10 protein-coding genes are annotated in these 10,612 nt (G+C 65.8%); 5 read left to right on the top strand and 5 right to left on the bottom strand.

All coding sequences use genetic code 11. The features are described 5' to 3' along the window. Positions 1 to 311 (bottom strand): serine dehydratase beta chain (locus tag BLQ74_RS24165; protein WP_280139870.1); only part of this gene is annotated, 311 nt, incomplete at its 3' end. Between the two features lie 314 nt (positions 312 to 625). Between BLQ74_RS24165 and BLQ74_RS24160 the strand changes: the two genes are divergently transcribed. The 4 genes from BLQ74_RS24160 to choV all read left to right on the top strand — a co-directional run bounded on the left by BLQ74_RS24160 (position 626) and on the right by choV (position 4,776). Then, positions 626 to 1,552: a choline ABC transporter substrate-binding protein gene (locus tag BLQ74_RS24160; RefSeq protein WP_090267683.1), complete on the top strand. Its 927-nt coding sequence runs from the start codon at positions 626 to 628 to the stop codon at positions 1,550 to 1,552. Positions 1,553 to 1,770: 218 nt separating this feature from the next. Beyond that, complete coding sequence (locus tag BLQ74_RS24155) at positions 1,771 to 2,709, top strand: choline ABC transporter substrate-binding protein (RefSeq protein WP_090267680.1); 939 nt, start codon at positions 1,771 to 1,773, stop codon at positions 2,707 to 2,709. 42 nt (positions 2,710 to 2,751) lie between these two features. Continuing rightward, complete coding sequence (choW, locus tag BLQ74_RS24150) at positions 2,752 to 3,591, top strand: choline ABC transporter permease subunit (protein ID WP_090267678.1); 840 nt, start codon at positions 2,752 to 2,754, stop codon at positions 3,589 to 3,591. Between the two features lie 6 nt (positions 3,592 to 3,597). Continuing rightward, a complete protein-coding gene (choV, locus tag BLQ74_RS24145) occupies positions 3,598 to 4,776 on the top strand; it encodes a choline ABC transporter ATP-binding protein (RefSeq protein WP_090267676.1) in 1,179 nt (392 codons plus the stop codon). 124 nt (positions 4,777 to 4,900) lie between these two features. Here choV and BLQ74_RS24140 read toward each other — a convergent pair whose 3' ends face one another. The 4 genes from BLQ74_RS24140 to BLQ74_RS24125 form a co-directional block, all read right to left on the bottom strand. Further along, positions 4,901 to 5,926, bottom strand: coding sequence for an alpha/beta fold hydrolase (locus tag BLQ74_RS24140; RefSeq protein WP_090267674.1), 1,026 nt, complete (start codon positions 5,924 to 5,926; stop codon positions 4,901 to 4,903). 175 nt (positions 5,927 to 6,101) lie between these two features. Beyond that, a complete protein-coding gene (locus tag BLQ74_RS24135) occupies positions 6,102 to 6,950 on the bottom strand; it encodes a response regulator transcription factor (RefSeq protein ID WP_244507258.1) in 849 nt (282 codons plus the stop codon). Positions 6,951 to 7,003: 53 nt separating this feature from the next. Next, positions 7,004 to 8,422 carry an aminotransferase gene (locus BLQ74_RS24130; protein ID WP_090267670.1) on the bottom strand — a complete coding sequence of 473 codons (1,419 nt, stop codon included), beginning with the start codon at positions 8,420 to 8,422 and terminating at the stop codon, positions 7,004 to 7,006. A 172-nt stretch (positions 8,423 to 8,594) separates the two neighbouring features. Beyond that, complete coding sequence (locus tag BLQ74_RS24125) at positions 8,595 to 9,698, bottom strand: polyamine ABC transporter substrate-binding protein (RefSeq protein WP_090267668.1); 1,104 nt, start codon at positions 9,696 to 9,698, stop codon at positions 8,595 to 8,597. A 199-nt stretch (positions 9,699 to 9,897) separates the two neighbouring features. Between BLQ74_RS24125 and BLQ74_RS24120 the strand changes: the two genes are divergently transcribed. Beyond that, positions 9,898 to 10,545: a TetR family transcriptional regulator C-terminal domain-containing protein gene (locus BLQ74_RS24120; protein WP_090267666.1), complete on the top strand. Its 648-nt coding sequence runs from the start codon at positions 9,898 to 9,900 to the stop codon at positions 10,543 to 10,545. The last annotated feature ends 67 nt before the right edge of the window (positions 10,546 to 10,612 follow it).

The raw sequence follows: 10,612 nt of genomic DNA, 5'->3' as shown, positions 1-10,612 counted from the left end.
CGCCGTTCGCCGGCCAGGTGCAGTTCGCCGCTGTCCAGCAGGGCGGCCATGCGCGGGGCGATCTGGGACGGGTCGATGCGGTCCGGCCACTCGCCCATCAGGCCCATGATCACCGCGCGGTCGGTGCCGTGTCCGACGCCGGTGGCGGAGAGCGAGCCGTACAGGCGCACTTCGAGGCGCTCGACGCGCGCGAGCAACTGGCGCTCGCGCAGGGCGCCGATGAACAGCGCGGCGGCGCGCATCGGCCCCACCGTATGCGAGCTGGATGGGCCGATACCGATCTTGAACAGGTCGAACACACTGATAGCCATGCCGGCCTCCGCGAGAACTGGGCGTCGAACAGGGGAACCGCCCCTGCCTCATGATGCGCCGCCATCATCGGCCCTCGGCCGGGGGCGACGGCGTCCGGCACCGACCCGGCCTTATCCAAAAGCGCCGCTGCCGTCGCACAGGCACGGGGCCGCAGGCGAGCTATCCTGTTCGCGACAGGGGCATGTCCGTGCACGACGCGAGCGTCCAAGACCTCGACCGGTCGATAGGCGCGGGACGCTGGCTGTTCCATGATCCGGCGGCCGACGAACGGTATGTCGCCGTTCGCATTCCGCTAATGGCCGAGGCTGACCTCATGAAGCGTCTTATGTCGTTGCTGTTCGCGTTGTCCGCATTGTCTCCCGCGTTGTCCTCCGCCGCCGAGGCGGATTCCTGTTCCATGGTGCGCTTTGCCGATGTCGGCTGGACCGACATCACCGTGACCACCGCGGTGACCCGCCTGGTGCTCAGTTCCCAGGGCTATCGCACTCAGGTGGAGCGCCTGTCGGTGCCCGACACCTACAAGGCGATGGCCGACAAGCGCATCGATGTCTTCCTCGGCAACTGGATGCCGAGCATGGCCAACGACATCAAGCCCTATGCCGACAAAGGCTCGGTGCAGACCGTGCGGGCCAACCTGGAGGGTGCCAAGTACACCCTGGCGGTGCCGCAGTACGCCTATGACGCCGGCCTGAAGAGCTTTGCCGACATCGCAAAGTTCAAGGACCAGCTGGGCGGCAAGATCTACGGCATCGAGCCGGGCAACGACGGCAACCAACTGATCAAGAAGATGATCGCCGACAAGGCCTTCGGCCTCGGCGACTTCCAGTTGGTGGAGTCCAACGAAGGCGACATGCTCGCCTCGGTCAAGCGCGCCGGCGTGCTGAAACAGCCGATCGTCTTCCTCGGCTGGGAACCGCACCCGATGAACACGCGTCTGCAGATGCATTACCTGGAAGGCGGCGACACCTACTTCGGGCCCAACTACGGTGGCGCGACCGTCTACACCAACGTGCGCGCCGGCTATCTGGAAGAATGCCCGAACGTGGCGCGGCTGCTGCACAACCTGCAATTCAATCTGGACATGGAAAACCACCTGATGGATGCCGTGCTCAACGAGCGGAACAATCCGCGGCAGGCGGCGAAGGAGTGGCTGAAGGCCAACCCGCAGATGCTCGAAGGCTGGTTGAAGGGTGTTCAGCCGCGCGCCGGTGGCATGGCGAAAGCCGTTGCCAGCGAGTGAAAGCGACCCGCCGCGAGCGCCTTGCCAGGGCGCTGGAACTGGATGCGACACCCCTGGTGCTGAATGCGACTTCGCCTGCACTGGTTGCGACGCACCCCGTATGCGGCGGATTTTTCCTGTTCCATGATCGTTCCCGAATCGACGAAAAAAGCCTGCGCTTCGGCGCAGTCCTACTAAAAACCCAAGCAGATCGCCCCACCCCGCAGAGGAGTACGCTCATGAATGGTTGCAAGTCTTTGCTGCTGGCTGTGTCCCTGATTGCGCCGCTGGTGGTTCAGGCCGCTGAACCTGAGTCGTGCGGCACGGTACGTTTCTCCGACGTCGGCTGGACCGACATCACCGTCACTACCGCCACCACTCGCCAGGTGCTGGAGTCGCTCGGCTACACCACCAAGGTGGACATGCTTTCCGTACCGGTGACCTACCGTTCGCTGGCGAACAAGGATATGGACGTGTTCCTCGGCAACTGGATGCCGAGCATGGCCAACGACATCAAGCCCTATACCGAAGCCGGCACCGTGGAAACCCTGCGTGCCAACCTGGAAGGCGCCAAGTACACCCTGGCCGTACCGGACTATGTGTACGACGCCGGCCTGAAGAGCTTCGCCGACATCGCCAAGTTCTCCGACAAGCTCGAAGGCAAGATCTACGGCATCGAGCCGGGCAACGACGGCAACCGCCTGGTCCAGGGCATGATCGATAAGAACCAGTTCGGTCTCGGCAAGTTCAAGCTGGTCGAGTCGAGCGAAGCCGGCATGCTCTCCCAGGTGCAACGCGCCAGCCGGCGTAACCAGTGGCTGGTGTTCCTCGGCTGGGAACCGCACCCGATGAACACCCGCTTCAAGATGAAGTACCTGGAAGGCGGCGACGACGTGTTCGGTCCGAACTACGGCGGCGCAACCATCTACACCAACGTGCGCAAGGGCTACGCTCAGGAGTGCAGCAACGTTGGCCAGTTGCTGAAGAATCTGACCTTCACCCTGGACATGGAGAACAAGCTGATGGATGCCGTGCTCAACGGGGGCAAGAAACCCGAGGACGCGGCCAAGGCTTGGTTGAAGGACCATCCGGAACTGCTCGATGCCTGGCTGGCCGGAGTCACTACGCGTGACGGCAAGCCGGCGATCGCTGTCGCCAAAGCCGCTTTCGCCAAGTGATGGCGGCTGGTTGCTTCCACCCTGCTTCGATGGGCCCGCATTATGTTTCTGACTGATCACAAGATACCCCTGGGAGCGCACATCGCCTCCTTCGTCGATTGGCTCACCCGTCATGGGGCGGCCGTCTTCGACAAGATCTCGGATGTGCTCGAGTTCTTCATCCACGGCGTCACCGGCAGCTTGTTGTGGTTCAACCCGCTGGCGTTGATCGTCATCCTGGTAGCCCTGGTTCACGTGATCCAGCGCAGCCTCGGCCTGACCTTGTTCGCGTTGGCGTCGCTGCTGCTGATCCTCAACCTGGGCTACTGGCAGGAAACCATGGAGACCCTCGCCCAGGTCATCTTCGCCACCCTGGTGTGCGTGGCCATCGGTGTGCCGCTTGGCATCGTGGCCGCGCACAAGCCCTGGTTCTACACCGCCCTGCGTCCCCTGCTCGACCTGATGCAGACGGTGCCGACCTTCGTCTACCTGATCCCCACCCTGACGCTGTTCGGTCTGGGTGTGGTGCCGGGGCTGATTTCCACGGTGATCTTCGCCATCGCCGCGCCCATTCGCCTGACCTGCCTGGGTATCCAGGACGTGCCGGCGGAACTGATGGACGCCGGCAAGGCCTTCGGTTGCTCGCGCTGGCAGTTGCTCACGCGCATCGAGCTGCCGCATGCCATGCCGAGCATCGGCGCGGGTATCACTCAGTGCATCATGCTGTCGCTGTCGATGGTGGTGATCTCCGCGCTGGTCGGCGCCGACGGCCTCGGCAAGCCGGTGGTCAACGCGCTGAACACCGCGGATATTTCCCTCGGCTTCGAAGCCGGTCTGGCCATCGTCCTGCTCGCCATCCTGCTCGACCGGGTGTGCAAGCAACGTTCGCTGCGGGGGAGGTAAGCAACTATGTCAGCGATCCGATTCGAACACGTGGATGTGATTTTCGGCACCCACACCAAGGAGGCCCTCAAGCTGCTGGACCAGGGCATGGGCCGCGAGGAGATCCTCAAGCGCACCGGGCAGGTGCTCGGCGTCGAAGACGCCTGCCTGGACGTCAACCGCGGCGAAATCTGCGTGATGATGGGGCTCTCCGGCTCCGGCAAGTCGAGCCTGCTGCGCTGCATCAACGGCCTCAACCGGGTCAGCCGCGGCAAGCTGTTGATCGAACACGAAGGCCAGCAGGTGGACATCGCCAACTGCTCGCCGGCGACCCTCAAGACCATGCGTACCAAGCGCATCGCCATGGTTTTCCAGAAGTTCGCCCTGATGCCCTGGCTGACCGTCGCCGAGAACATCGGCTTCGGCCTGGAAATGCAGGGCCGCCCGGCCAACGAGCGGAAGAAGGTGATCGACGAGAAGCTCGAACTGGTCGGCCTGACGCAGTGGCGCGACAAGCGTCCCGACTCGCTGTCCGGCGGCATGCAGCAGCGCGTCGGCCTGGCCCGCGCACTGGCCATGGACGGTGACATCCTGCTGATGGACGAACCCTTCTCGGCCCTCGACCCGCTGATCCGTCAGCAGTTGCAGGACGAACTGCTGGTGCTGCAACGGCAGTTGCACAAGACCATCGTGTTCGTCAGCCACGACCTCGACGAGGCGCTGAAGATCGGCACTCGCATCGCCATCATGAAGGACGGCCGCATCATCCAGCACGGCAAGCCCGAGGAAATCGTGCTGAGCCCGGCGGACGAATACGTGCGCACCTTCGTCGCGCACACCAACCCGCTCAACGTGCTGTGCGGTTCGAGCCTGATGCGCGGCCTCGACCAGTGCCGTCGGCAGGCCGACGAAGTCTGCTTCGACCAGGGGCGCGACTGCTGGATCGGCCTCACCGAGGGCGACCAGGTCAGGACCGCCCGCCAGGGCAGCAACATCATCGACCTGCAACGCTGGCGTCCGGGCGACCCGGTGGAAAAGCTCAAGCACGAGCCGACCCTGGTCGATGTCAGCATCCGCATGCGCGATGCGCTGCAGATTCGCTACCAGACCGGGCACAAGCTGGTCCTGCAGGAGCAGAACCGCGTGGTCGGGGTGCTCGGCGACAGCGAGCTGTACCACGCCCTGCTGGGCAAGAACCTGGGCTGACGGGGCTTGGGGATGACAGACGCCGGCGTCCTGTGAGGGACGCCGGCGTTTTTCATTGGGCGGGATTCGGCGCTGGCCGCCTTGCGCGGGCGGGGCGCGCGATTGGCAGACCGGCGCGGTCGCCTCAGTGCGGCAGGTCGGCCAGGCCCTTGAGCAGGGCGGCGTGGAAGGTCTGCGGGTCCTGGATCTGCGGCGCGTGGCCGAGCTTGTCGAACTCCACCAGGGTGGCGTGGGGAATCGCCTGGGCGGTGCGCTTGCCCAGCTCGGCGTAGTTGCCCAGCTTGTCGCGCAGCTCCGGCGGCGCGATGTCCTTGCCGATCGCGGTGTTGTCCTGGGTGCCGATCAGCAGCAGGGTCGGCGCCTGGAGGCGGGCGAAGTCCTGGACCACCGGCTGGGTGAAGATCATGTCGTACTGCAGCGCCGAGTTCCACGCCACGCGCTCGTGGCCGGAGCCGTTGTAGAGACCGGCGAGCATGTTCACCCACTTGTCGTACTCGGGCTTCCACTGGCCGGCGTAGTAGGTCGCCTGCTCGTATTTGCGGATGCTATCGGCGCTGGTCTTCAGCTCGCGCTCGTACCACTGGTCCGGGGTGCGGTAGGGCACGCCCAGGGCACGCCAGTCTTCCAGGCCGATGGGGTTGACCAGCACCAGTTGCTCGACCTGCTGCGGATACATCAGCGCGTAGCGGCTGGCGAGCATGCCGCCGGTGGAATGGCCGAGCAGGGTGAACTTGTTCAGCTTGAGCTTCTGCAGCAGCGCGTGGGTGTTGCTGGCCAGTTGCTCGAAGCTGTACTGGTAGTGCTCCGGCTTGGTCGATTTGCAGAAACCGATCTGGTCCGGCGCGATCACCCGGTAGCCGGCGCCGCTGAGGGCGGCGATGGTGCCTTCCCAGGTGCCGGCGCAGAAGTTCTTGCCGTGCAGCAGGACCACCGCGCGGCCGTTGGGCTTGGTCGGCTTCACGTCGATGTAGGCCATGTGCATGTGCTTGCCCTGGGACTCGAAGCTGAAGTGGCCGACCGGATAGGCGTAGTTGAAGCGCTCCAGCTCGGGACCATAGGTCACCTTGGATTCGGCGGCCTGCAGCGGCAAGGTGGCGGCCGGCAGCGGCAGCGCGGTGGCCAGCAGCAGGGCGGGGAGCCAGCGGGGCATCGGGTGGTTCTCCTGACACGACGGGAAAGGCAGATTTTTAGCACGTTGGCGGCACTAATGCAGTGATCGCAACGGTTAACGCTGTATTTATCAGGAGGCAGTGTGGCCGATGCGTGGCCGGATTGCCCGCGACCGCGCCTGCCACATCCCCCCGGCCGGCGCCCGTGCCCCGCGCCTAGCCGGCGTCCTGGGTCAGCCAGTCGATGAACAGCGAGAACAGCTCGGCCTGGGAGTTGATCGCCAGCTTGGTGTAGAGGTGCTTGCGGTGCATGCGCACGGTTTCCGGGGAAATTTCCAGCACCCGCGCGCTGGATTTCACCGAGTGACCGCGCAACAGCAGGTGGGCGATCTCGCGCTCGCGTTCGGTCAGGCGGTCGCTGCCGAAGTTCATGAAGGCCGCGCGGATATGCCGGTCGAGAGGGCGGCGCGCGCTGGCGCCGCGCTCGCCGCTGCCGGCCAGCAGCCGCTCCAGGCCGCCGCTGCTGTCGAACTGCCGGAACAGCTCGCGGACCAGCGGTTGCGCGGCGCGCAGCAGTTCCAGCTGGCTGGCGGAGAAGCGCGCGCCGCTGTGGCCCTGGTACATGCACAGGGAAATCTTGCGCTGCGCGTCGAGGTCGACGATGTAGTGACAGTCCTCGCTGGAGCCGGCCTTGAGGTAGTAGGTCTTGTAGTACTCGCTGCCGAAGAAATCGTCCGGGGCGATCTCGGCCAGTGGGTAGAAGCCTTCGCTGAGGCCCTCTTCCATGGCCAGGCAGAAGGGATCGAGCAGGTAGCCACGGGCGTAGTAGCGCTCGATCAGCGCCTCGCGGTACTGCGCGGCGATGCCGCGCTGGTACAGCGGTTGCGGCGGTAGCCCCTTGCGCTCCAGGCCGAGCATGATCGACTCGATGGACGCCAGGCAGGCCAGCGCTTCGCCGAGGTGTTCGACGAAGCCCGGCTCGGCCAGGCTGGCCATGGCGCGGGCCAGCCCGGCATGCCAGTCATGCAGGGCCGGGGAGGGGATTGCCGGTTCGGTGTCGCTCATGTCCGGCAGTCTACTGAGCCCGCCGGGCAGGCGCAAAACGCCGAGCGCGGCCATCAGTGCCCCGCGTATTCGCCGCTGCGCTGCAGGTCGGCGGCGGTTTCGAGGATGGCGTCGCGCAGGCTGTCGACGATCTCGTCGACCTGGGCATGGGTGATGGTCAGCGGCGGCGACATCACGTTCAGGTGCACGATCGGCCGCACCAGCAGGCCACGGGCCTGGGCGCGCAGGTGGATCTTCTCGCCGATGTTCAGCTCTTCCGGGAACAGCGCCTTGCTACGTTTGTCGGCGACGAACTCGACGCAGGCCATCAGCTTCTGGCAGCGCACGCTCCCCACCAGGGGCAGTTCGGCGAGGCTTTGCAGACGCTGCTCCAGGTAGGCGCCGACGTCGGCGACGTGCGCCAGCAGGTTTTCGCGCTCGATGATCTCGATGTTCTTCAGCGCCGCCACGCAGCTCACCGGGTGGCCGCTGTAGGTGAAGCCATGGCTGAAGCAGCGGCCGCGGTTCGGTTCGGCGATGACCTTCCAGATCCTCTCGGAGAAGATGCACGCGCCCAGCGGCAGGTAGCCGGAGGTCAGGCCCTTGGCGGTGGTGATGATGTCCGGCTGCATGCCGAACACCGCCTCGGAGGCGAAGAAGGCGCCGAGGCGGCCGAAGGAGGTCACCACCTCGTCGGCGACGTAGAGCACGTCGTACTGGCGGCAGATTTCCCACAGCCGCTGGTGGTAGCCGCGCGGCGGAATGATCACCCCGCCGGAGCCCATGATCGGCTCGGCGAAGAAGGCCGCGACCTTGTCCGCGCCCAGTTCGAGGATCTTGTCCTCGAACTCCTTGACCAGGAATTCGAGGAAGTCGCCTTCGGTCATGCCGTCCGGCGCGCGGTAGGGGTTGGGGCAGGAAATGTGGTGGATGTGGTCCTTGAGGAAGTCGAACTCGGCCGGGTGGTCGGCGACCTTGCCGCCGAGCGACATGGTCAGGAACGTCGAGCCGTGGTAGGCGTTGACCCGACTGATGATGTGCTTCTTCTCCGGTTTGCCGCGGCAGTTCTGGTAGTACTGGATCAGCCGGTAGGCGGTGTCCACCGCGGTGGAGCCGCCGGTGGTGAGGAACACATGGTCGAGATCGCCCGGGGCCAGTTCGGCGAGCTTCTCGCAGAGCTGGATGGCGCTGACGTTGGCCATGTCGCAGAAGGGGTTGGAGTAGGCCAGCCGGCGCACCTGGTCGGCGATCGCATCGGCCATCTCCGCGCGACCCAGGCCGATGTTCGTGCACCACATGCCGCCGACCGCATCCAGGTAGCGGTTGCCGTGGGTGTCGTAGATGTAGGCGCCTTCGCCGGCGGCGATGTTCAGCGCACCGTTCTCGCGGTGGTCGTCGAACAGGTGATAGCCGTGCAGGTAGTGGGCCTGGTCGGCGGCGACCAGTTTGTCGTCGTCGAACTGGGCGAAGAAGGCGGCGGATGGGGCGGTCATGGCTGTACCTCGATCGTGCGGTTTCATCGTGTCGATTCCGTTTGTCCCTCTCCCGTCGGGAAGAGGGAAGCGTTCGGGGTGCGTGGAGCCCCCGAATCTCCCTGGTGCTCTGGCAGCCCCCTCGCCCCGCGGCAAGTGCGCGGGGAAGAGGCGGCGCTGGAGCGGTGACTGTTCAGGTCCCGGTCTTCACCGCGTTCCAGGTGCGGGTGATCAGGCGGGTGGCCTGGGGCGTCTGCACCTTCTGCGTGAACAGGCGGGCGCGGGTCGCGGCGTCCGGGTAGATCGCCGGGTCGTTGCGCACCGCGGCGGTCAGCAGCGGGGTGGCGGCGCCGTTGCTGGTGGCGTAGCGGATGTAGTCGCTGACCTCGGCGGCGACCTTCGGCTGCAGCAGGTATTCGATGAAGCGGTGCGCGTTGGCCGCGTGCGGCGCGTCGGCCGGGATGTAGAAGTCGTCGAACCAGATCAGCGAGCCTTCCTTGGGAATGAAGTAGTCCAGCTTGACCTTGGCCCCGGCTTCGTTGGCGCGGGCCTGGGCGGTGGCGTAGTCGCCGGACCAGGTCATGGCCATGCACTGGTCGCCGTTGGCCAGGCCATTGAGGTAGCTGGTGGAGTCGAACTTGCGGATGTACGGGCGCACCGCGCTGAGCAGCTCCTGGGCGGCCTTGAGGTCTTCCGGCGCGGCGCTGTTCGGGTCGCGCCGCAGATAGGCCAGGGCCAGCGGGATGACGTCGGTGGGCGAGTCGATGATGGTCACCCCGCAGTCGGCGAATTTCGACACCACCCGGGGATCGAAGAGCATCGCCAGCGAGCCGATGGGCGCGTCGGGCATGCGTGCCTTGATCTTCTCGACGTTGTAGGTGATGCCGTTGCTGCCCCAGGTGTAGGGCGCCGAATACTTCACGCCCGGATCGTAGTGATCCAGGTGCTTGAGCACGTCCGGGTCGAGGTTGTTCCAGCTCGGCAGGCGGCTCTTGTCCAGCGCCTGGAACACCCCGGCCTTGAGCAGCGGCGGCACCAGCGCGGCGTTGAGCACCACCAGGTCGTAGCCGGAGCGCCCCGGCAGCAACTTGCCTTGCACCGTCTCGTAGGAGTCGAAGGTGTCGTAGACCACCTTGATCCCGGTGGCCTTCTCGAAATCGGCGATGGTGTGCTCACCGATGTAGTCCGACCAGTTGTACAGCCTCAATGTGTTGGCGTTGCCGGCGTCGTCCGCCAGGCTGAACAGCGGACACAGCGCCAGCGCCGTGCCGATCGCGGCTGCAAGGATTCTCTGCATGTCACTCCCACCTGTGGTTGTTGTTCGGGTCGTGCGGCTGGCTCCACTGTCCGCCGCTGGCCGGACAGCGGCCATTCCCCGAATGGGTGGGTCGGGCTGATATGCTGTTGCCCTTTGCCGCCCGACCCGCCGATGATCCGCGGCGCGGAACAGGCATGGGCCCCGAGAGTGGCGGCGAGCGAGACAGGAGCGACAGGCGATGAACCAGGAAGTGCGCTTTTCCCGGCTGGAACCCGAACAGCGCAAGGCACTGCTGATCGAGGCAACCCTCGCCTGCCTGAAGCGCCACGGCTTCCAGGGCGCCTCGATCCGCAAGATCTGCGCTGAGGCCGGGGTCTCGGTGGGGCTGATCAACCACCACTACGCCGGCAAGGACGAGCTGGTCGCCGAGGCCTACCTGACCGTCACCGGGCGGGTCATGCAACTGCTCCGCGAAGCCATCGCCGAGGCCGCGCCCGACGCCCGCGCGCGCCTCTCGGCGTTCTTCCGCGCGTCCTTCTGCGCCGAACTGCTCGACCCGCAACTGCTCGACGCCTGGCTGGCCTTCTGGGGCGCGGTGAAGACCGCCGAGGCGATCAACCAGGCCCACGATCAGTCCTACGGCGAATACCGCGCGCTGCTCGCGCAGGCCCTTGGCGAACTGGCGCAGGCGGAGGGCTGGAGCGACTTCGACGCCGACCTCGCGGCCATCGCCTTGAGTGCGCTGCTCGATGGCCTCTGGCTGGAGTCCGGGCTGAACCCCAGCACCTTCACCCCGGAGCAGGGCGTGCAAATCTGCGAGGCCTGGGTGGATGGGCTGCAGGCTGGCGCGCGGCAACGCTTCCGCCGCTCGCCGACCGGTTGTTGATCGTCCGTTCAGCAGTCGCTACTCTGCGCCGGCGCGGGAAAAATCCCACGCGTGACCCGCTAATCCA

Origin of the sequence: Pseudomonas panipatensis, from assembly GCF_900099785.1 — a bacterium.
GTDB lineage: Bacteria > Pseudomonadota > Gammaproteobacteria > Pseudomonadales > Pseudomonadaceae > Pseudomonas > Pseudomonas panipatensis.
Note: the sequence above shows the minus strand (reverse complement) of the source record. Positions and strands in the feature narration are given on the sequence as shown.

Bases quoted from the DNA above. Each gene is read 5' to 3' on its own strand.
- BLQ74_RS24160 (WP_090267683.1), top strand. From the start codon at position 626: ATGAAGCGTCTTATGTCGTTGCTGTTCGCGTTGTCCGCATTGTCTCCC.
- BLQ74_RS24155 (WP_090267680.1), top strand. From the start codon at position 1,771: ATGAATGGTTGCAAGTCTTTGCTGCTGGCTGTGTCCCTGATTGCGCCG.
- choW (WP_090267678.1), top strand. From the start codon at position 2,752: ATGTTTCTGACTGATCACAAGATACCCCTGGGAGCGCACATCGCCTCC.
- choV (WP_090267676.1), top strand. From the start codon at position 3,598: ATGTCAGCGATCCGATTCGAACACGTGGATGTGATTTTCGGCACCCAC.
- BLQ74_RS24140 (WP_090267674.1), bottom strand. From the start codon at position 5,926: ATGCCCCGCTGGCTCCCCGCCCTGCTGCTGGCCACCGCGCTGCCGCTG.
- BLQ74_RS24135 (WP_244507258.1), bottom strand. From the start codon at position 6,950: ATGAGCGACACCGAACCGGCAATCCCCTCCCCGGCCCTGCATGACTGG.
- BLQ74_RS24130 (WP_090267670.1), bottom strand. From the start codon at position 8,422: ATGACCGCCCCATCCGCCGCCTTCTTCGCCCAGTTCGACGACGACAAA.
- BLQ74_RS24125 (WP_090267668.1), bottom strand. From the start codon at position 9,698: ATGCAGAGAATCCTTGCAGCCGCGATCGGCACGGCGCTGGCGCTGTGT.
- BLQ74_RS24120 (WP_090267666.1), top strand. From the start codon at position 9,898: ATGAACCAGGAAGTGCGCTTTTCCCGGCTGGAACCCGAACAGCGCAAG.